General features: G+C 63.2%; 19 protein-coding genes and 2 tRNA genes. 16 read left to right on the top strand and 5 right to left on the bottom strand.

The genetic code is table 11. The features are described from left to right. Nucleotides 1-65: 65 nt before the first annotated feature. From AC1D1Y_RS11000 to AC1D1Y_RS10975, 6 genes are all read left to right on the top strand, one after another. The gene (locus tag AC1D1Y_RS11000; protein WP_477654122.1) at nucleotides 66-422 is read left to right on the top strand and encodes an FKBP-type peptidyl-prolyl cis-trans isomerase; all 357 of its coding nucleotides are present in this window, start codon (nucleotides 66-68) and stop codon (nucleotides 420-422) included. Between the two features lie 99 nt (nucleotides 423-521). After that, nucleotides 522-1,718: a nicotinate phosphoribosyltransferase gene (pncB, locus tag AC1D1Y_RS10995; protein ID WP_477682374.1), complete on the top strand. Its 1,197-nt coding sequence runs from the start codon at nucleotides 522-524 to the stop codon at nucleotides 1,716-1,718. A 37-nt stretch (nucleotides 1,719-1,755) separates the two neighbouring features. Next, nucleotides 1,756-3,048, top strand: a complete 1,293-nt coding sequence (locus AC1D1Y_RS10990) for a citrate transporter (RefSeq protein WP_477682373.1) — start codon at nucleotides 1,756-1,758, stop codon at nucleotides 3,046-3,048. A 6-nt stretch (nucleotides 3,049-3,054) separates the two neighbouring features. After that, nucleotides 3,055-4,041, top strand: a complete 987-nt coding sequence (locus AC1D1Y_RS10985) for a 2-hydroxyacid dehydrogenase (protein WP_477682372.1) — start codon at nucleotides 3,055-3,057, stop codon at nucleotides 4,039-4,041. Between the two features lie 36 nt (nucleotides 4,042-4,077). Further along, a complete protein-coding gene (gene rmuC, locus AC1D1Y_RS10980; protein WP_477682433.1) occupies nucleotides 4,078-5,433 on the top strand; it encodes a DNA recombination protein RmuC in 1,356 nt (451 codons plus the stop codon). Between the two features lie 24 nt (nucleotides 5,434-5,457). Then, on the top strand, nucleotides 5,458-6,669 hold the full coding sequence (locus AC1D1Y_RS10975) for an MFS transporter (protein WP_477682371.1): 1,212 nt from the start codon (nucleotides 5,458-5,460) through the stop codon (nucleotides 6,667-6,669). Here AC1D1Y_RS10975 and AC1D1Y_RS10970 read toward each other — a convergent pair. From AC1D1Y_RS10970 to earP, 3 genes are all read right to left on the bottom strand, one after another. Then, the gene (locus tag AC1D1Y_RS10970; protein WP_477654117.1) at nucleotides 6,647-7,510 is read right to left on the bottom strand and encodes an LOG family protein; all 864 of its coding nucleotides are present in this window, start codon (nucleotides 7,508-7,510) and stop codon (nucleotides 6,647-6,649) included. The genes AC1D1Y_RS10975 and AC1D1Y_RS10970 overlap by 23 nt on opposite strands. A gap of 108 nt (nucleotides 7,511-7,618) precedes the next feature. Further along, a complete protein-coding gene (gene efp, locus AC1D1Y_RS10965; protein WP_411883615.1) occupies nucleotides 7,619-8,173 on the bottom strand; it encodes an elongation factor P in 555 nt (184 codons plus the stop codon). 117 nt (nucleotides 8,174-8,290) lie between these two features. Beyond that, entirely contained in the window at nucleotides 8,291-9,400 is a 1,110-nt protein-coding gene (gene earP, locus AC1D1Y_RS10960; protein WP_477682370.1) for an elongation factor P maturation arginine rhamnosyltransferase EarP, read from the bottom strand. A 242-nt stretch (nucleotides 9,401-9,642) separates the two neighbouring features. On the opposite strand from earP, the gene AC1D1Y_RS10955 reads away from it, so the two are divergent. The 4 genes from AC1D1Y_RS10955 to AC1D1Y_RS10940 all read left to right on the top strand — a co-directional run bounded on the left by AC1D1Y_RS10955 (nucleotide 9,643) and on the right by AC1D1Y_RS10940 (nucleotide 14,799). Beyond that, nucleotides 9,643-11,061, top strand: a complete 1,419-nt coding sequence (locus AC1D1Y_RS10955) for an esterase-like activity of phytase family protein (RefSeq protein WP_477682369.1) — start codon at nucleotides 9,643-9,645, stop codon at nucleotides 11,059-11,061. A gap of 83 nt (nucleotides 11,062-11,144) precedes the next feature. Then, the gene (gene uvrC / locus AC1D1Y_RS10950; RefSeq protein ID WP_477682368.1) at nucleotides 11,145-13,157 is read left to right on the top strand and encodes an excinuclease ABC subunit UvrC; all 2,013 of its coding nucleotides are present in this window, start codon (nucleotides 11,145-11,147) and stop codon (nucleotides 13,155-13,157) included. A 126-nt stretch (nucleotides 13,158-13,283) separates the two neighbouring features. Beyond that, nucleotides 13,284-13,850, top strand: a complete 567-nt coding sequence (gene pgsA / locus AC1D1Y_RS10945) for a CDP-diacylglycerol--glycerol-3-phosphate 3-phosphatidyltransferase (protein ID WP_477682367.1) — start codon at nucleotides 13,284-13,286, stop codon at nucleotides 13,848-13,850. A 70-nt stretch (nucleotides 13,851-13,920) separates the two neighbouring features. After that, nucleotides 13,921-14,799 carry a DMT family transporter gene (locus tag AC1D1Y_RS10940; protein WP_477682366.1) on the top strand — a complete coding sequence of 293 codons (879 nt, stop codon included), beginning with the start codon at nucleotides 13,921-13,923 and terminating at the stop codon, nucleotides 14,797-14,799. Here the strand turns inward: AC1D1Y_RS10940 and AC1D1Y_RS10935 are convergent. Then, on the bottom strand, nucleotides 14,741-15,721 hold the full coding sequence (locus AC1D1Y_RS10935; protein WP_477682365.1) for a LysR family transcriptional regulator: 981 nt from the start codon (nucleotides 15,719-15,721) through the stop codon (nucleotides 14,741-14,743). The genes AC1D1Y_RS10940 and AC1D1Y_RS10935 overlap by 59 nt on opposite strands. A gap of 133 nt (nucleotides 15,722-15,854) precedes the next feature. On the opposite strand from AC1D1Y_RS10935, the gene AC1D1Y_RS10930 reads away from it, so the two are divergent. The 6 genes from AC1D1Y_RS10930 (at nucleotide 15,855) to AC1D1Y_RS10905 (ending at nucleotide 20,616) form a co-directional block, all read left to right on the top strand. Next, on the top strand, nucleotides 15,855-16,733 hold the full coding sequence (locus AC1D1Y_RS10930; protein ID WP_477682364.1) for an alpha/beta fold hydrolase: 879 nt from the start codon (nucleotides 15,855-15,857) through the stop codon (nucleotides 16,731-16,733). 22 nt (nucleotides 16,734-16,755) lie between these two features. After that, a complete protein-coding gene (locus AC1D1Y_RS10925; RefSeq protein WP_477682363.1) occupies nucleotides 16,756-17,862 on the top strand; it encodes a tartrate dehydrogenase in 1,107 nt (368 codons plus the stop codon). A gap of 267 nt (nucleotides 17,863-18,129) precedes the next feature. Next, complete coding sequence (locus AC1D1Y_RS10920; RefSeq protein WP_007874140.1) at nucleotides 18,130-18,402, top strand: HU family DNA-binding protein; 273 nt, start codon at nucleotides 18,130-18,132, stop codon at nucleotides 18,400-18,402. Between the two features lie 16 nt (nucleotides 18,403-18,418). Continuing rightward, nucleotides 18,419-18,494, top strand: a tRNA-Val gene (locus tag AC1D1Y_RS10915). 83 nt (nucleotides 18,495-18,577) lie between these two features. Further along, complete coding sequence (locus tag AC1D1Y_RS10910; protein WP_477682362.1) at nucleotides 18,578-20,503, top strand: SurA N-terminal domain-containing protein; 1,926 nt, start codon at nucleotides 18,578-18,580, stop codon at nucleotides 20,501-20,503. 37 nt (nucleotides 20,504-20,540) lie between these two features. Then, a tRNA-His gene (locus AC1D1Y_RS10905) sits at nucleotides 20,541-20,616 on the top strand. Between the two features lie 84 nt (nucleotides 20,617-20,700). Here the strand turns inward: AC1D1Y_RS10905 and AC1D1Y_RS10900 are convergent. Continuing rightward, on the bottom strand, nucleotides 20,701-20,917 hold a 217-nt coding region (locus tag AC1D1Y_RS10900), incomplete at its 5' end, for a zinc-binding dehydrogenase (protein ID WP_477682361.1).

The raw sequence follows: 20,917 nt of genomic DNA, 5'->3' as shown, positions 1-20,917 counted from the left end.
CTTTCCCGTTTTTTCTTTCTCTCTTCTCTTTTTAATCCTCCCATTTCCTCCAAAAGGACCTCCCCATGAGCAACATCACGACCACTCCCTCCGGCCTGCAGTACGAAGACACGGTGCTGGGCACCGGCGCCATCGCCAAGGCGGGCCAGAACGTCAAGGTCCACTACACCGGCTGGCTCTACAACAACGGCGTGCAAGGCGCCAAGTTCGACTCCAGCAAGGACCGCGGCCAGCCTTTTGAGTTCTCGCTGGGCGCGGGCCAGGTCATWCGCGGCTGGGACGAAGGCGTGCAGGGCATGTCGGTGGGCGGCACGCGCCGCCTGATCATCCCGGCCGAACTGGGCTACGGCGCGCGCGGTGCCGGCGGCGTGATTCCGCCTAACGCCACCTTGCTGTTTGAAGTGGATTTTCTGGGCACCTGAGCCGGCGCGAGTTGATGGCCCGCCTGCACGGTTTGCAGCGGGCCTGTTCACCTGATTAACCACCAAGGCGCCTTGGCGCCACGGCCTCAAGCGTTCCCCATGATTATTACCAGCTTGCTCGATACGGATCTGTACAAGTTCACCATGATGCAGGTGGTCTTGCACCAGTTTCCGGGTGCCGAGGTGGAGTACCGCTTCAAATGCCGCAATGCGGGCGCGTCCGGCATAGGCGACCTGGCGCCCTATGTCACCGAGATACGCGAGGAAATCCGCGGCCTGTGCAGCCTGCGGTTCCAGGATGCCGAGCTGGCCTACCTCAAGGCCATGCGTTTCATCAAAAGCGACTTCATTGATTTCCTCGGCATCTTCCGGCTCAATGAGAAGTATGTGGACGTCACGGCGCTGCCTTCGGGTGAAATCGAGGTGTCCATCAAGGGCCCCTGGCTGCACACCATCCTGTTCGAGATCCCGGTGCTCGCCATCATCAACGAGGTCTACTTTCGCAACACGCAGAAGAAGGCCGACGTCAGCGAAGGCCGCCGGCGGCTGGACACCAAGATAGGCCAGTTGCAGGCCGAGGGCCTGGGCGCGCTCAAGATCGCCGACTACGGCACGCGCCGCCGCTTCGGCAAAGCCTGGCACGAGGAAGTGCTGCGCACGCTGGTCACCCGCCTGGGCACGGGAGTGCAGGGCCAGCTCGCCGGTACCAGCAACGTGCTGTTCGCGATGAAGCTGGGCCTGACGCCCCTGGGCACCATGGCGCACGAGTACCTGCAGGCCTGCCAGGCGCTGGGGCCGCGGCTGCGCGACAGCCAGGTCTTCGGTTTCGAGTCCTGGGCGAAGGAGTACCGGGGCGACCTGGGCATCGCGCTGTCCGATGTCTACGGCATGAGCGCTTTCCTGCGCGACTTCGACATGTACTTCTGCAAGCTGTTCGACGGCGCGCGCCACGACAGCGGGGACCCGTTCCAGTGGGGCGAGCGCATGCTCGCGCATTACACAAAAAACCGCGTCGACCCCAAGACCAAGACGCTGATCTTCAGCGACGGCCTCACGGTGCCGCGCACCATAGAGCTGTACCAGCAGTTCAAGGGCCGCTGCCAGCTGGCCTTCGGCATCGGCACCAACCTGACCAACGACCTCGGCTACGAGCCGCTGCAGATCGTCATCAAGATGATCCGCTGCAACGGCCAGCCGGTGGCCAAGCTCTCCGACACCCCTTCCAAGAACATGTGCGACGACGAAAAATACCTGGCCTACCTGCGCCAGGTGTTTGAAATCACCTCGCCTGCATAATCGACAGCTTACTTATCTTCTATTTGAAAACCAGCGCGTGGCTATAGCAGGCGTCCCCCTTGATTTTGTGTTGTTTGGCCTGACGCTGCTCGGTGTGGCGGTGTTGCACCATCACACACTCAAGGTGGCGCTGGCGGGCCTGGCGGTGATCACGCTTTACAAGCTAGTGCTGGGAGATTTTTCGGGCACACCGGGATTGGGCGGCTTGCTGCAATTGCTGGCGCATGAGTGGGTGACGCTGGCCAACCTGCTGGGCCTGCTGCTGGGTTTTGCGCTGCTGTCCGATCATTTTGAAAAAAGCGGCATTCCAGCGCTGCTGCCGCGCTACCTGCCCGACGACTGGAAGGGCGGCTTTGTAATGCTGGTGTTGGTCTTCGTGCTTTCCAGCTTTCTCGACAACATCGCGGCGGCCATGATAGGCGGCACCATGGCGGCCGTGCTCTACCGCAAACGCGTCCACATCGGTTTCCTGGCCGCCATCGTGGCCGCCAGCAATGCGGGGGGCTCGGGCAGCGTGGTGGGCGACACCACCACCACCATGATGTGGATAGGCGGCGTCTCTCCGGGCCAGGTGTTCGAGTCCTATGTGGGCGCCGTGGTGGCGCTGGCCATCTTCGGCGTGATCGCCGCGCGCCAGCAGCATGCGTTCCAGCCCATCATGAAAGACGCCGTGCCGGGCGCGCAGCTGCACTGGTCGCGGCTGGGCATCGTGGCGATCATCCTGCTGTCGGCGGTGGCCGCCAATGTGTACTTCAACCTGCGCAACCCCGTGGTGCTTGAACAACTTCCGGTGATAGGCATCGCCGTGTGGGCCGCGATCGTGCTGACCACGCCCTGGCGCCGCCCCAGTTGGAGCCTGCTGCCCGAGGCCGCGCGTGGAAGCGTGTTCCTGTTGTCGCTGGTCTTGTGCGCCTCCATGATGCCGGTGCAGCACTTGCCGGCCGCCAGCTGGCAAACCGCTTTCGGCCTGGGTTTTGTGAGCGCGGTGTTCGACAACATTCCGCTCACGGCGCTGGCCCTGCGCCAGGGCGGCTACGACTGGGGCTTCCTGGCCTATGCCGTCGGCTTCGGCGGCAGCATGCTGTGGTTCGGCTCCTCCGCAGGCGTGGCACTGTCCAATATGTACCCCGAGGCCAAATCAGTCGGCGCCTGGCTCAAGGGCGGCTGGCATGTGGCGCTGGGCTACGTGATCGGATTCTTCGTGCTGCTGGCCGTGCTGGGCTGGCATCCCGACGCACCCCGCGTGCGGCAAGCTGCGGCCACTTCACCTTTTTCATCGGCTGTTGATTCTTCCCCCGAATCGCTAGCATCGGCTTTCACCCCACCCTGAAACACCATGAGTAAACCCAAAATCCTTGTCGCACGCGCCGTGTTCCCCGAAGTCATCGCCCGCCTGGAGCAACATTTCGAGGTCGAATCCAACCAGGGTGACGAGACTTGGTCCAAGGCTCAGCTGACCGAGCGCCTCAAAGGCAAGGCCGGCGCCTTCACCACCGGCGGCGACAAGATTGATGCGGAAGTGCTGGCCGCCTGCCCAGGCCTGAAGATCTGCGCCAACATGGCCGTGGGCTACAACAACTTCGACATCGACGCGATGACGGCGGCCGGCGTGCTGGCCACCAACGCACCCGACGTGCTGACTGAAACCACGGCCGACTTCGGTTTTGCGCTGCTGATGGCCACGGCCCGCCGCGTCACCGAGAGCGAACACTATCTGCGCGCCGGCAAATGGACCAAATGGAGCTACGACATGTTCGCAGGTTCCGACATCCACGGCGCCACCCTGGGCATCCTGGGCATGGGCCGCATAGGGCAGGGCATCGCCAAGCGCGGCGCCCATGGCTTTGGCATGAAGGTGATTTACCACAACCGTTCGCGCCTGGATGCCGCGCTGGAGGCCGAATGCAAGGCCAGCTATGTCGGCAAGGAAGAGTTGCTCAAGACGGCCGACCACCTGGTGCTGGTGCTGCCGTATTCGCCGGCCTCCCACCACAGCATCGCGGCGGCCGAGCTGGCCATGATGAAGCCGACCGCCACGCTGATCAACATCGCGCGCGGCGGCATTGTGGACGATGCCGCATTGGCCGCGGCCCTGCGTGACAAACGCATCGCGGCCGCCGGGCTGGACGTCTTCGAGGGCGAACCCAAGGTGCACCCCGACCTGCTGACCGTGCCCAACGTGGTGTTGACGCCGCACATCGCCAGCGCCACCATCCCCACACGCCTGGCCATGGCGAGCCTGGCCGCCGACAACCTGATCGCGTTTTTCAGTGGCAAGAAGCCTCCGACCCCGCTCAACCCTGCGGTACTGGCCGGCCAATAAGCACAAAGAAGGCGGCAAGCGGACAATGAACCCATGATGGAAACCTGGCTGATGATTGCCCTGGGGGGGGCCAACCTGCTCCTGCTGGTCTGGCTGCTGCTGCGCAAGCCCACCGAACCCTCGGATACCGGCCGCACAGAGCTGCTGGCAACTATCGCGGCGGGCCACGACAAACTGGAGCGTGAGCTGCGGCGCGAGATCGGCGACAACTCGCGCAGCAGCCGCCAGGAACTGGCGACCACCTTCGCGACTTTCCAGCAAACGCTGGTGCAGCAAAGTGCCGAGGCCATCCGCACGCAGAACACGCAAATCGACGCATTCGCGCAGCAGCTGACCTTGCTGCAGAAAACGCTGTCGGATACCCTGACCACGCAGTTGCAGTCCGTCAGCGAATCGAATGCCAGGCGCATGGTCGAAGTGCGCGAGACGCTGGAAAAGCAGCTGGCGCAGTTGCAGCAGACCAACTCGGCCAAGCTCGACGAGATGCGCAAGACGGTCGACGAAAAACTGCAAACTACGCTGGAAACCCGCCTGGGCGAAAGCTTCAAGCAGGTGGCGGACCGGCTGGAGCAGGTGCACAAGGGTCTGGGCGAGATGCAGACTTTGGCGCAGGGCGTGGGCGACCTCAAGCACCTGCTGACCAATGTAAAAACGCGCGGCATTTTCGGTGAAGCGCAGTTGTCGGCGCTGCTGGAGCAGGTGTTCACTGTCGACCAGTATGCGGCCCAGGTCATCACGCGGCGCGGCGGCAAGAATCCGGTCGACTTCGCGATCAAGCTGCCGGGCCGGTCGGATTCGGGCGAGCCGCTGTGGCTGCCGATCGACGCGAAATTCCCGAATGAAGACTATGAACGCCTGCTGGATGCGCAGCAGCGTGCCGACGTGCTGGGTGCTGAAATCGCCGGCAAGGCGCTCGAAGTGCGGATTCGCAACGAGGCGAAGTCGATCGCCGAAAAATACATAGACCCGCCGTACACCACCGATTTCGCCATCCTGTTCCTGCCGACCGAAGGCCTGTATGCCGAAGTGCTGCGCCGGCCCGGCCTGATGGAGTTCCTGCAGCGCGACCACCGTGTCACGCTGGCCGGCCCGACCACGCTGCTGGCCATGCTCAACTCGCTGCAGATGGGCTTTCGCACGCTGGCGCTGGAAAAGCGCTCCAGCGAGGTGTGGCAAGTGCTGGGCGCGGTCAAGACCGAGTTCGGCAAGTTCGGCGACGTGCTGGCCAAGGTCAAATCGCAAACCGAAACCGTGCTCAACACGCTGAGCAGCGCCGAGCAGCGCAGCCGCGTCATGGGCAAGGCCTTGCGCAACGTTGAAGCCCTGCCCGAAGTCGATTCCGCCCGCCTGCTTCCATTGGACCCTCTTGACAAAGACCTGGACAATTCCTGATGCATATCGCATGAGCTCCGCCTCATGACGCGTGAACTCGCTCGCCTGATCCTGGCGCAGATCTGCTTGCATGCCTGCATGGCCGGCACGCGCATGGCGGCGCCCCTGCTGGCGCTGCGCGAAGGCTACAGCCCGGCGGCTGTGGGCGTGCTGCTCGCGCTGTTTGCCCTGACGCAGGTCTTCCTGGCGTTGCCGGCGGGCCGCTTTGCCGACCGGCACGGCTTGCGCAAGCCCATCAGCTACAGCGTGTTCGCCGCCGTGCTGGGGGCCGGGGCGGCGGTGGCCTTCCCGGTGTTCCCGGTGCTGTGCCTTGCGGCGCTGCTGACGGGCGGCGCAACCGGTGCGGCGGTGATTTCGCTGCAGCGCCACGTGGGCCGCGCGGCGGTCGGCGCGCTGGAACTGCGCCAGGTGTTCAGCTGGCTGGCCATAGGCCCGGCGGTTTCCAACTTCATCGGCCCCTTTTCGGCCGGCCTGCTGATCGACCATGTGGGCGCCATGCCCGGCAGCACCTCGGGTTATCGCGCGGCGTTTCTGCTGATGGCCATATTGCCGATGGCCAGCTGGTTCCTGGTGCGCAAGACGCGGGAGCTGCCGCCTGTGATCGCCGCCAGCGGCGGCCCGCAACCGAAGGCCTGGGATCTGCTGCGCCAGGCCACCTTCCGCCGCCTGATGCTGGTGAACTGGTTTTTGTCGTCCTGCTGGGACGTCCACACCTTTGTGGTGCCGGTGCTGGGTTTTGAGCGCGGCATCAGCGCATCGGTGATTGGCACCATCCTGGGCTCCTTCGCGGTGGCGGCGGCGCTGATCCGCATGGTGATGCCGCTGGTGGCGGCGCATCTGCGCGAGTGGAAGGTGCTGGCGGTGTCCATGCTGACGACGGCGGTGCTGTTCGGCATCTACCCGCTGATGCACTCGGCGATCGGCATGGGCCTGTGTTCCATCCTGCTGGGCCTGGCGCTCGGCATGGTGCAGCCCATGGTCATGAGCATGCTGCACCAGATCACGCCGGAGGCGCGCCACGGCGAGGCGCTGGGATTGCGGCTGATGGCGATCAATGCATCCAGCGTGGTGATGCCCATGCTGTTCGGCACGGCCGGCGCGCTGGTGGGGATCGCCGGCGTGTTCTGGACCACCGGCATGATGGTGGGGGCCGGCTCGCGGGCGGCCTGGCTGCTCAAGGACTGCATGCCGGCCCATGGCGGGCACGGCGAACTCAAAGACGGTAAAAGTCCTTGATCAGGCCCCAGGCGACCTGTGGGTCGTCCACGTACTGCAGCAGTTTGAGGTCGTTCGGCGAGATCACGCCTTCCTCGACCAGCATCTCGGTGTTGAGCAGGCGCTTCCAGTAGCTGCTGCCGAAAAGAATGATGGGCACCGGTTTGGCCTTGCGCGTCTGCACCAGCGTGATGACCTCAAACAATTCGTCCAGCGTGCCGAAGCCGCCCGGAAACACCACCAGCGCCTTGGCGCGCATCATGAAGTGCATCTTGCGCAGCGCGAAGTAGTGGAACTTGAAGGAGAGCTCAGGCGGCACGTAGGGATTCGGCGCTTCTTCCATGGGCAGCACGATGGCCAGGCCCACGCTGAGGCCGCCGGCCTCGTGCGCGCCCCGGTTGGCCGCCTGCATGATGCCCGGGCCGCCGCCGGTGCAGATGAAGAGTTTGGTTTCCGGCGGCTTGTCATCGCTGTACTGGGCCACCAGCTTGCCGAAGGCGCGGGCGCTCTCGTAGTAGTGGGCGTTGCGCGCCAGCTTCTTCGCGCGGTCTATCACCTCGGGATCGCCGCCGGCTTCGGCCTCGGCCACCATCAGGGCGGAGTCTTCTTCGCTGCGGAACCGGGCGCTGCCGAACACCACCACGGTGTTTTCAATGCCGTGGGCCTGCTGCTCCAGGTCCGGCTTGAGCAGTTCCAGCTGAAAACGTATGCCGCGGGTTTCACGCCGCAGCAAGAACTCCGGGTCGGCAAAGGCCAGGCGAGAGGCGTCTGCTTCGAGGGGGTTGCCCTCGCTGGCGTAAGCCTGTAGTTCAGCCCAGGCGTTGGCCAGGCGGCCGACGGATAAGTCTTGTTTTTGTTCCATGCGCCATTGTCAACGATCAGGGCGGGGCCGTCATTTCCGGGGCAAGTGAGCAGGCCCGAAAAGCAAAAAAGCTCCGTGAGGAGCCTTTTTGCGGGGTGCCGAAGCGGTTTACACGCGCTTGCGGTATTCGCCGGTGCGGGTGTCGATTTCGACCACGTCGCCCTGCGCCACGAAGATGGGCACGCCGATTTCAAAACCGGTGGCGATCTTGGCGGGCTTCAGGACCTTGCCGGAGGTATCGCCCTTGACGGCGGGTTCGGTCCAGGTGATTTCGCGCTGCACGCTGGTGGGCAGTTCGACCGAGATGGCCTTGCCGTCGTAGAACACGACTTCGAGTTCCATGCCGTCCTGCAGGTAGTTCAGCGAGTCGCCCATGTTTTCGGCTTCGACTTCGTACTGGTTGTACTCGGAGTCCATGCAGACGTACAGCGGGTCGGCGAAGTAGGAATAGGTGCAGTCCTTCTTGTCCAGGACGATCTGGTCGATCTTGTCGTCGGCCTTGAACACGACTTCGGTGTTGAAGTTGGCGACCAGGCTTTTGAGCTTCATGCGCACGGTGGCGGAATTGCGCCCACCGCGGCTGTATTCGGTCTTGAGCACCACCATCGGGTCTTTGCCGTTCATGATGACGTTGCCAGCGCGTATTTCTTGAGCGATTTTCATAGCAGTTTCACTGAGGTAGGCCGCTAAACGCTTGCACCGGTGTGCAGGTTACGCGGCGGGTTGTGCGGGTCGCCCAGGTTGGGTCGATCTTCAGATTGATCCGCAAAGCCTATGATTTTAGCGTTTTTTTGCCACAAAGCCGAGCAATTGGGTCACCAGGTCGTCCTGGGCCGCCAGCCGGGCGCGGCCCGCCAGCGCCGTGGCCTGCCAGGCGGACAGGTTGGCAGGCAATGGCGCCGGGGCTTCCCCGGGCTCTGCCTGGCTGTTCCAGGCGACATGAAAAGCGCGCAGGGAGGGCGGCGCTTGCAGCATGTGCAGAAAGGCCTGCAGCTTGGCCTGGTGGATGTCGTCTTGCTGGGGGTAGATCTGCCAGACGAAAGGCTTCCCAGCCCAGATCGCCCGCACCAGGGAGWCCTCGCCGCGCACGAAATTCAGGTCGCAGGCCCAGAGCAGGTGGTCAAACTCCACTTGCGACAACAGGGACAGGTAGGAGATCGAGAGCTGCTCGTTTTCCTCGAACGCGAGGGCGCGCACCGCGCCGGCGGCGCGCCCGGCGGCCACCAGCAGGCGCACGGGCCGGCCCTGCAGGCCTTGTAGTGCCAGTTGGGCCAGCAGGCTTTGCAGCGCCGGGGGTTCGTAGCAAAACAGGGACACCAGCGCTTCGCCGTTCCAGCCGATTCCCTGGGCTTTGAGCCAGCCGGCGCGGTCAAAACGGGTCTGTCGCTCCAGCAGGCCGGGTTCGCGCAGCAGCCCGCCGGTATTTTCGGTGAAGCCGGGGTAAAAAAACCATTTGGTCCAGTCCGCCGCCGGGCCGTTTTGCACCGGCGAGGGCAGGGCATGGGAGCGCTCGACGTAGTCCTCGGCGGACAGGTATTCGAGGTTGATCCAGACGGGTGGACGGCCGGTCTCGGCCGCTACCCGGGCGCAAGCCGCCACGAATTCAGGCGCAATCTCACAGCCGAAGGCTTCGACCAGCACCTCGGGTGCCTGGTGCGCAAAGCCGGCGGCTTCCAGGTCCAGCGGCGTGCCGTCCTGCGGCCAGGGCTGCACGCGAACCCCTTCGCATCCGGCCGGCACCATCCAGCGCAGGGCCGAGGCGTCATCGACCCAGAGCCGCACCGTGTGGCCGCGCGAGGCCAGGTCGGCGGCCAGGCGCCAGCACACGCCGATGTCCCCGAAGTTGTCGATGACTTTGCAAAAAATGTCCCAAACGCGCGCAGCAGCCATGGCGGGTATTGTGATGCAGCCGCGCTGCCGACCTGCGTGCTGCGGCATTCTGCAATCCACATGTCATCACCACGTCACCCGGGCTGGTTACAACCTGCCATCCATTTGAAACGGAGTTCATTGTGGTTCCAGATAAATCGGTTTCGTGCGCACGGGTCATCGTTGGTATCCTGGCGCTGGCCCTCGGTGCCGGCTTGGCCGCATGCGCCGGCGGGGGAATTTCAACGGGGGCGCAGGCCGGCATGGAAAAAACAGAGACTTCCGTCGTGGAAGGTGTGACGCTGACAAAGCATGTGCTGCAGGTTGCAAGCCGCTTTTACGTGCCTTACACCGGTGCGGACGCAGGCATCCAGCAGCGGTTTCCCCAGGGCTTTCCCATCGCGCCGGGCTCGGGGCTGACATTGCGCAACAAGGATGCCGACGGTACTTTGTGGTTTTACGCATTGACCGATCGCGGCCCCAACGGCGATTCGCCCGATCTTGACCACGGCAACAGCGGCGCGGCGGCCCACAAAACCAAGAGCTTTCCCGCGCCCGATTACACGCCCAAGTTTGGCCTGATCCGCGTCAGGAACGGCGTGGCTGAACTGGTGTCGGTGACCGATATCAAAACCGCCGAAGGTGTGCCTGTGAGCGGCCGCCCGGTGCAGGGCGGTATTGGCTCCTCCGGCGAAACCCCTTTGACAGAATCCCTGCAAGCCACCCTGGCTTTCGACGCCCAAGGCATTGATCCCGAGGCCATCGCCGTGGACCCGGATGGCAAACACGTGTGGATCTGTGATGAATACGGCCCGTACCTGATCAAGGTGGCGATTGACAGCGGCCGCATCGCGGCCAAATTCGCCCCGGCCGGCGGCTTGCCTGAAGTGATCCAGTTCCGCCAGCCGAATCGCGGCTGCGAAGGCTTGGCTATTACGCCTGGAGGCAAGCTGGTCGTGGCCATCCAGAGCACCCTGGAGATGCCTGATGTGGGCAGCGGTTCGTCGGCCCGGCATACCGGCAAAGCGCCCTTTATCCGCCTGGTGGAGTTCAACCCCGCCAACGGTGCCACCCGCATGTTTGCCTATCCGCACGACGTGGCGAGCTACGGCAAGAGCAAGGATGCCAAGATCGGCGACATCGTCGCCTTGAGCGACACGCGTTTTGTGCTGATAGAGCAGGGTAAATTCAAGGCCGACGGTGAAGTGCACAACCTGCTGGTGGCGGTGGATGTGGCCCAGGCCACGGACCTGACCGGCAAGAAACTGGCGGGCGGGCTTGAGCTGGAATATGCCAGCACCCTGGGTGAGCTGTCGGCCGTCGGGGTCTCCCCCGCGAAACGGCTGGAGATTCTCGACCTGCGCAAAAAGGATGCGGGCGGAAAGCTCCAGTTCGGCTGGCTTCCCGAGAAGGCCGAAGGCCTGGCCCTGGTGGATGAAAACACGCTGGCGCTGATCAATGACAACGACTTTGGCGTGTCCGCGCATATCGTCGATGCGGACGGCAAGGCCGTCAAGATTGATGATTGCAGCGTGAATGCCGCCGGTGTCCTCGGGGGCAAAAAATGCAAAGGTGCAGCACCGCTCAAGTATGAAATCGTCAATGGCAGTGATGATGAGAAGCCCACCCGCCTGTGGCTGGTCAGGCTGCCGAAAAAACTCATGGACTACCGGCCGGGCTGAATCCCTTGCTTGGGAGCCTCCAGGTGGATACCGGTCCGGTAGGGATTTTCTCCTGAAGCGCCGGCACGCGGCAAAATAGGGGCATGCCTGAACATCCCCCCGTTGAAAAGCCAAACCGCGGGCACACGCCCGAGCTGCTGGCCGAAGTGGCCGCGCTGCCCGCGTTGCCGGGCGTGTATCGCTACTTCGATGCGGAGGGCGGCGTGCTTTACGTCGGCAAGGCGCGCAACCTGAAGAAGCGGGTTTCCAACTATTTCCAGAAGAACCACGGCGGCACGCGCATMGGCCAYATGGTSASCAARATTGYSCGCATGGARACCACGGTGGTGCGYTCCGAGGCSGAGGCSCTGCTGCTGGAAAACAACCTSATCAAGACGCTGAACCCGAAATTCAACATCCTGTTTCGGGACGACAAAAGCTACCCCTACCTCAAGCTGACAGGCGCGCGCGCGCCCGTGGAGGGCGAGGGGCCCACGGCCGCGGTGTTCCCGCGCATCGCCTACTACCGCGGCGCGGTCGAGAAAAAGCACCGTTACTTCGGGCCTTACCCCAGCGCCTGGGCCGTCAAGGACACCATCCTGCTGCTGCAAAAGGTGTTCCGCCTGCGCACCTGCGAAGACACGGTGTTCAACAACCGCACCCGGCCCTGCCTGCTGTACCAGATCAAGCGCTGCTCGGCGCCCTGCGTGGGCCATGTGTCGCCCGAGCAATACACGCTGGACACCGCCAACGCCGAGCGCTTCCTGCAGGGCCAGGCGCAGGACATCCTGACCGAGCTTGAAAAGAAGATGCTGGTGCATGCCGACCGGCTGGAGTTCGAGCAGGCCGCCGAGCTGCGCAACCAGATGTCGGCGCTGTCCAAGGTGCTGCACCAGCAGTCCATGGAAATCGGCGGCGACAAGGACGTCGACATCCTGGCCGTGAAAGTGCAGGGCGGCAAGGCCTGCGTCAACCTCGCCATGGTGCGCGGCGGCCGCCATCTGGGCGACAGGGCCTACTTCCCCAGCCATGTGGAGAACGCGACCGACGTAGCGGCGCTCGATGCCGAGATCGATGCGGACGCCCGGCAGGCCGCGCAAGTGGAAGCTTCCGGCGAAAGCGCCGCGCCCGCGCCGCCTTCACCAGCCGGGAAATCGCTGGAGGCCCTGGTTCTGGAGGCCTTCATCGCCCAGCACTATATTGACGTCCCGGTCCCGCCGACCCTGGTGTGCAGCGAGCCGGTGGACAAGGAATTGATGGAGGCGCTCAGCGCGCAGACCGGCACCAAAGTCACGGCGATTCACCAGCCGCGCGAGCAGCGCCGGATCTGGCTGGAGATGGCGCAGAAAAACGCCGGCCTGCAGCTGGCCCGGCTACTGGCCGAGCAGGGCTCGCAGCAGGCACGCACGCGCGCGCTGGCCGAGGCGCTGGACCTGCCGCTCGACAATCTGGACACATTGCGCATCGAGTGCTTCGATATCTCGCACACGGCCGGCGAATCGACGCAGGCTTCCTGCGTGGTGTTCCAGGAGCACAAGATGGTCAACAGCGAATACCGCCGCTACAACATCGAAGGCATCACGCCCGGCGACGACTACGCCGCCATGCGCCAGGTGCTGACGCGCCGCTACACCCGCGTGGCCGAAGCCGCGCGCAATGGCGAGGCCAAGCTGCCCGACCTGGTGCTGGTCGACGGCGGCAAGGGACAGGTATCGATGGCGCGCGAAGTGTTCGAGGAACTGGGCCTGGACCTGGGGCTGATCGCGGGCGTCGAAAAAGGCGAGGGCCGCAAGGTCGGCCTGGAAGAGCTGGTGTTCGCCGACGGGCGCGACAAGGTTTATTTAGGGCGGGATTCGGCCGCGCTGATGCTGATTGCGCAGATTCGCGACGAGGCCCATCGCTTTGCCATCACCGGCATGCGGGCCAAGCGTGCCAAGGTGAGGGTAGGCGGCAGCAAGCTTGAAGACATCGCGGGTATAGGTCCCAAGCGGCGCGCGAGCCTGCTTCAGCGCTTTGGCGGCATACGCGGCATTGCCTCGGCCAGCGCCGAGGACATCGCCACAGTGGATGGCATTTCGAAGGACCTGGCCGAGGAAATCTACCGCGCCTTGCATTGAGACGTCCTTTCGGCCGACGGGCGACGTGGAGCGGCCCAGACGTATTTGAGCAACGGAAACCACCGTTTTGGTGCGCTTTAACCAGGTGCGCGGCAGTCTTGGTGCGGCTCATGCCAAAATCGGGTCATGTTTCTGACCATCCCCACGCTGATGACCTGGACCCRCATTGTTGCGATTCCGCTGATCGTGGGGGTGTTCTACCTGAACCTGGCGCCCACAGAGCGCAACCTGATCGCCAYCGTGATGTTCGTGGTCTTCGCCGCGACCGACTGGCTGGACGGCTTTCTGGCACGCAAGCTGAACCAGACTTCCTCCTTCGGCGCCTTCCTCGACCCGGTGGCCGATAAATTCCTGGTCTGCGCCTCCCTGCTGGTGCTGGTGCACCTGCAGCGCGCCGACGTGTTCGTGGCCCTCATCATCATCGGCCGTGAAATCGCCATCTCAGCGCTGCGCGAATGGATGGCCCTGATCGGGGCGACAAAAAGCGTGGCCGTGCACATGCTCGGCAAGGTCAAGACCACCGTGCAGATGATTGCCATCCCCTTTCTGCTGTTCGACGGCGTGCTGTTCGGCGTGATCAACACGCATGTGTGGGGCACCTGGCTGATCTGGATCTCCGCCATCCTCACGGTCTGGTCCATGATTTATTACCTGCAAAAAGCCATCCCGGAAATCCGCGCACGCGCCAAATAATTTCCGCGCCTTCCTGAAGTTGCCGTCCTTGAGTTCTCCTTCCTCCTCCCCGGGTGCCTTGATCCGGGTCATGCCCGCTGTGTTCGTCGTGATCTGGAGCACCGGCTTCATCGTCGCCAAATACGGCATGCCTTACGCGCCGCCGCTGACCTTCCTGGCGATACGCTTTTTCCTGTCCATCGTTTGTTTCCTGGCCTGGATAGTCCTGGCCCGCGCCGCCTGGCCCAGAAGCCGCGCGCAATGGGGCCACCTGGCCGTGACGGGTGTACTGATGCATGCGGCCTATCTGGGCGGTGTCTGGATCGCAGTCAAGGCCGGCATGGGTTCGGGCCTGACGGCCCTCATCGTTGGCCTTCAGCCTGTGCTCACGGCGCTGTGGGTGTCCTGGGTGTCATCAGGCGACGACCAGGCGGCAAGCAAAGTCACAGCGCGGCAATGGGCAGGCCTGGTGCTTGGCCTGGGCGGCCTGCTGCTGGTGGTGTCACGCAAATTCGGAACGGGCCACGAGGTTACCGCGCTGACGCTGGCCTGTACCATCTTTTCCCTGTTCAGCATCACGGCCGGCACGCTCTACCAGAAGCGCTTCGTTAAACCGACTGACGTGCGCACCGCCAACGTCATCCAGCTGGCGGCCGCCTTTGTGGTGACCTTGCCGCTGGCCCTGTTCGAAACCGAGGCGATCAGCTGGACCCCCCATTTCCTGGGCGCCATGGCCTGGTCGGTGCTGGTGCTCACGCTGGGCGGCAGTTCGCTGCTTTACCTGCTGATCCAGCGCGGCGCGGCGACCGCGGTGACCAGCCTGCTGTACCTCGTGCCGCCCACCACGGCCCTGATGGCCTGGGCGCTGTTTGGTGAATCCATCACCACGGCCACCATTGTGGGAACGGTGCTCACGGCGCTGGGCGTGAGCCTCGTGGTGCGGTCCGCGAAGCCGCCGCCGGCCGCGTAGTTTTCCAGGGCGTGTCCTGGAATTGCGCCGCCAGGTGGTCTATCAGCAGGCGTATGCGCCGGGGCTGGTCAGTGCGGTAGGGCGCCAGCCAGTGGATGTCGGCGTCCGGCATGGAATACGCGGGCAGCACACGCACCAGTTGCCCCGAAGCCAGCTGCGGCGCGATGTCCCACAGGCTGCGCAGCGTGATGCCGCGGCCTTCCAGGCACCAGTCGCGCACCAGTTCACCCGAGTTGCTGGCCAGCGGGCCGTGGACGCGCACACGCGCCGGTGTCTTGTCGCGCTCCCGGTGCAATTGCCACACATCAAAGCGCTGGCCGGCGGCGTTGCCGTTCTCGCGCACGATCAGGCAGGCGTGATGCTGCAGCGCCTCCAGGTCGGCGGGCTCGCCATGCTGCTTGATATAGCGGGGCGAGGCCACCAGCACGCGCTGGTTGCGCGCGAGCCGGCGCGACACCCATTGCGCGGCCTGCCGGCCCTGCACCGACCACAGCCAGATGGCGCCGTCAAAACCTTCGAGCGCCAGGTCGGGCAGTTGCTCGGTCAGCTGCAGCTGGATCTCGATGCGCGGATAACGCTCCTGGAAGGCGGCCAGCGCCGGCCCGAGCCAGAGTCGCCCAAAACCAAAGGTAGCGGCCAGGCGGATCAGCCCGGTGGGTTCGGCCTTGCGTTCCTGCAGTTCCGATTCAAGCGCCAAAAAACCTTGTAGCAGGACCTGCGCACGTTCGCACACGGTTTCCCCTTCGGCCGTGGGGCTGACACGCCGTGTGGTGCGCTGAAACAGGCGTTGCCCCAGCTGGGCCTCCAGCGCGGCGAGGCGTTTGGTCACCACCGGCGGCGCCACGTCCAGGCTGAGCGCGGCGGCGGTCAGGCTGCCGCCGTCGCGCACGGCAAGCACCAGTTCAAGATCACTGCGATCCATTCATGCCTCAAAGGAAATAATTGGTTGCCTGATTATTGCTTGAATCATAGCGGCATCTTCTACAGAATCAGTCCCAGGTAAATGGGGCAGGCGGGCAGGCCGCAACTGCTCCCACCAGAATCAAGGTTGATCGATGTTCGAAGGATTTTCCTCACGTGACGTGCAAGGGCCCGCCGGCAGGCTGCGCGTCTTGCAGTGTGGCAGCGGCGCGCCCTTGCTGCTGCTGCACGGCCACCCGCAAACCCATGCGATGTGGCATGCGGTGGCCGGCGAACTGGCCAAGGTGTTCACCGTGGTCATGATGGACCTGCGCGGCTACGGGGATTCGGCCCGGGTCGCGAGTGACGCGGATCACCAGGCTTATTCAAAACGCGCGATGGCGCTGGACGCCATGGCCGTCATGGAGGCCTGCGGATTTTCGCGCTTCCAGGTGCTGGCCCATGACCGCGGCGCGCGCGTGGCGCACCGGCTGGCGGCCGATCATCCGGATGCGGTGCAGCGCCTGATGCTGCTGGACATCGCGCCCACCCTTGCCATGTACGGCGCCACCTCGGATGCCTTTGCGCGCGCTTACTGGCACTGGTTCTTCCTGATCCAGCCGCCGCCCTTGCCGGAAGCATTGATAGAGTCCGACCCGGTGCGCTACGTGCGCGGCGTGATGGGCAAGCGCCATGCCGGCCTTGCCGCATTCGCGCCCGCCGCACTGGCTGAGTACGAGCGTTGCGCGCAAATCCCTGGCACTGCCGCGAGCATTTGCGAAGACTACCGGGCCTCCGCCACTATCGATCTGGTCCATGACCGCGCCGACGTCGCCGAGGGCCTGCGGCTAAAGCAACCGCTGCGTGTGCTGTGGGGCGAACACGGCACGGTGGGCCAATGCTTCAAGGTGCTCGATCTCTGGCGCGAGCGCGCGCAGGATGTGTCGGGCATGAGCCTGCCATGCGGCCACTACATAGCCGAAGAAGCGCCTGCATCGCTGCTGGCGCAGGCACTCGTTTTTTTCGAACCCTGATCAACATACCCAAAGGCCCCTCATGAACAAGCACACCGGAAAAAAGAAAATCGCCGTCATCGCAGGCGACGGCATCGGCAAGGAAGTCATGCCCGAGGGCATACGCGTCCTGGAGGCCGCCGCTGTCAAGTACGGCATTGACCTGCAGTTCGACCATTTCGATTTTTCGAGCTGGGACTACTTTGAAAAGCACGGCAAGATGCTCCCCGACAACTGGAAGGACCAGATCGGAGGGCACGACGCGATCTACTTCGGCGCGGTGGGCTGGCCCGACAAGATCCCCGACCATGTGTCGCTGTGGGGATCCCTGCTGCTGTTCAGGCGCGAGTTCGACCAGTACATCAACCTGCGGCCGGCACGCTTGATGCCCGGCATCATCGCACCCGTGGTGCGGCGCGACGGCAGCCCGCGCCAGCCCGGCGAAATCGATTTTTACATCGTCCGCGAAAACACCGAGGGCGAGTATTCGAGCATAGGCGGAAAGGCTTTTCCCGGAACCGATCGCGAGTTCGTGTTGCAGGAATCTGTATTCACCCGTATCGGTGTCGACCGGGTGCTGAAATTCGCGTTCGAGCTGGCGCAGTCGCGGCCCAAGAAGCACCTGACCAGTGCAACCAAATCCAACGGCATCTCGATTTCCATGCCTTATTGGGATGAGCGCGTGGCCGAGATGGCGAAAAACTATCCGGGCATCCAACTGGATAAATTTCACATCGACATCCTCACCGCGCATTTTGTGCAACGCCCGGATTTCTTCGACGTGGTGGTGGCCAGCAACCTGTTCGGTGACATCCTCAGCGACCTCGGGCCAGCCTGCACCGGAACCATTGGTATCGCGCCCAGCGCCAACCTCAACCCGGAGCGAAAATTTCCTTCGCTGTTCGAGCCGGTTCACGGCTCAGCCCCCGACATCGCGGGACGCAACATCGCCAATCCCATAGGCCAGATTTGGTGCGGTGCAATGATGCTCGAGTTTCTGGGACACAAGGATGCGCACGACGGCATCCTCGCCGCGATCGAAAAAGTATTGAGTCCCGCAAGTGGTGCGCCCCGCACGCCGGACCTGGGCGGAAAGGCCGGCACAACCGATGTCGGCAAAGCTGTTGCGGAGGCTCTGGCGGGGGTGTAAACCTGTTGGAAAGCCGCGTTTTGTCAAGCATGAAAATTACACATCATGCTTACGATTAAGTCGTGAAAGCGTTGAAAAAACGTCTAGAATCCGCCTCCGCACGTTGTAAAAACTTGCTGCTGTATTGACAGGTTAGAAGTCCATGGCTCTAATTGGAAGCAGCAGAAAACCTGCACATGCCGCTCCCGCTGACACCATCACCACAGTGTCCCGGGAGATATTTTTTAGAGACAACCAGATTAACTTTTTATCAACGAGGGGCTCCTTGTGAACAAGACTGAACTGATCGAGCACATTGCCAAACATGCTGACATTTCCAAAGCTGCCGCCACGCGCGCACTGGAATCCACGATTGGCGCTGTGAAAACCACCCTGAAAAAAGGAGGCTCCGTGTCTCTGGTGGGTTTTGGCACTTTTGCGGTGGGCAAACGCGCTGCGCGCACCGGCCGTAATCCACGGACCGGCGATGCGATTAAAATCAAGGCAGCCAAGGTTCCAAAGTTCCGTCCGGGCAAAGCGCTCAAGGATGCTTTGAACTGACAAGAACTCTGACGTGGGGTGCTTAGCTCAGTTGGTAGAGCAGCGCCCTTACACGGCGTAGGTCGGCGGTTCGAGCCCGTCAGCACCCACCACCCACGAGGAAAAAGGCGAACGAGGTTCGCCTTTTTTGTTGGTGGCCCGGTTTGTCCGTTAGCAGCAGTACAGGAAATTCGAGATGTTTGATTTCGTTCGCAAGCACACCAAAATCGTCATGGTGCTGCTGTTTTTGCTGATTCTTCCGTCCTTCGTGTTGTTGGGCCTCGACGGCTATAACAAATCCCAGGACCAGAGCGCGAAGGTCGCCAAGGTGGACGGCAGGGACATCACGCAGACGGATTGGGACCGCGCGCACCAGCGCGAAATGGACCAGCTCCGCAACTCCATGCCCAACCTGGACCCCAAGCTGCTGGATTCGCCCGAGGCGCGCTATGCCTCTCTGGAGCGCCTGGTGCGCGAGCGTGTCATCGCCGCCGCGGCCGACAAGTTCAAGCTCACCACGAGCAACGAGCGCCTGGCGCGCGAACTGCAGCAAAGCCCCGAGATCGCTTCCTTGCGCGGCCCGGACGGCAAGCTCGACATGGATCGCTATCGCCAGTTGCTGGCGCCCCAGGGCTTGAGCCCCGAGATGTTCGAGGCCAATGTGCGCACCGACCTGGCGAACCGGCAGGTGATGGTAGGTGTCGGCGCCAGCGGTTTTGCTTCCAATTCGGCAGCCGACATCGCGCTGAACGCCTACTTCGAAAAACGCGAGATCCAGGTGGCCCGATTCAACGCCGCCGATTTCGCCGCCAAGCTGAACCCGACGGACGCTGACCTCGAGCAGTTCTACAAGGCCAATGAAAAGCTCTTCCAGGCGCCCGAACAGGCCAGCATCGAGTATGTGGTGCTGGACATGGACAGCGTGGGCAAGAGCCTCTCCGTCAATCCGGCCGACCTGAAAACCTATTACGAGCAGAATATCCAGCGCTTTGAGGGCGAGCGGCGAGCCAGCCACATCCTGATCGCTTCTCCCCAGTCCGCCCCCGCGGCTGACCGTGAAAAAGCCAAGGCGAAAGCGCAGGAACTGCTGGCGCAGGTCAAGAAGTCCCCCGATACCTTCGCCGACGTGGCGCGCAAGAATTCGCAAGACCCCGGTTCTGCGGTCAAAGGAGGCGACCTGGATTTCTTCGCACGCGGCTCCATGGTCAAGCCTTTTGCAGATGCCGCTTTTGCCATGAAGAAAGGCGAGATCAGCGATGTCGTCGAGTCCGAGTTCGGCTACCACATCATCAAGCTGACGGACGCCAAGCAACGCAGCTTTGAAGAATTGCGCCCGGAACTTGAAGCCGCCATGAAAAAGCAGGAAGCGCAGAAAAAATTCGCTGAATCCGCTGACGTCTTCACCAATGCGGTGTACGAGCAGGCCGAAAGCCTCAAGCCGGCGGCGGACCGCCTGAAGCTGGAGATCAAGTCCGCGGCCAACGTGACGCGCCTGCCCCAGGTCGGCGTGGCCGGTGCGCTGGCCAACCCGAAATTTCTCAATGCCCTGTTCGCGCCGGACGCGATCGAGAAAAAACGCAACACAGAAGCCGTTGAAGTGGGGCCCAGCCAGCTGGCTTCGGGCCGTATCGTGCAATACACCCCGGCACACACCCGTCCTTTAGCCGAAGTCAAGGACACCGTGCGCCAGCGCTGGCTCGCGCAGCGCGCCGCGGAAGATGCCCGCAAAGAAGGCGTGGCCAAGCTTGCCGCCTGGAAGGCTGCTCCCGCGTCGGCAACGGGGTTGGCCGCGCCGGTCGCTGTGTCCCGGGAGCAGACGCAGAAATTGCCGATCCCGGTGATCGATGCAGCGCTGCGCGCCGATGCCAGTGCCTTGCCGGCTTTTGCGGGAGTCGACCTCGGCAGCCAGGGCTACGCCATCGTCAAGGTCGAGAAGGTGGTTCCACGCGACGCGCCGGTTGAAGCCGCGGCCAAACAGCAGCGCGACCAGTACGCCCAGTGGTGGACGTCGGCTGAAAGCCTGGCGTACTACAACAGCCTGAAAGACCGTTTCAAGGCGGAAATACTGGTCCCCAAGCCCGCGCAGGCCAAGGCAAGCGCGGAAGAAGTCGTTACCCAATAAAACAGCGGCGGCTTTGCCGCTATAATGCAGGGCTCCGGTGGCTGTAGCTCAGTTGGTAGAGTCCAGGATTGTGATTCCTGTTGTCGTGGGTTCGAGCCCCATCAGCCACCCCAAAATATGAAAAACCCTGCATTCGCAAGAATGCAGGGTTTTTTCTTTGGATGCTTGGTAGCGTGCAACCAGGGTTTATCTGGCGCCTAGTTCACCATCACCAGCTTGCCCATCACGCCACGTGAGCCCATGTGGGCGTAGGCGGCCTTGAGCTCTGCCATGGGCATGGTGCGGTCGATCACGGGCTTGATCTTGCCCTGGCCATACCACTGGGCCAGCTCGCCCATCATGGCCGCATTGGCCTTGGGTTCTTTCTTCGCAAAGTCGCCCCAGAACACGCCAACGATGCTGGCGCCCTTGAGT

It is taken from the genome of Polaromonas sp. P1_G1 (assembly GCF_056405595.1).
This window is presented reverse-complemented; position numbering and strand designations above follow the sequence as displayed.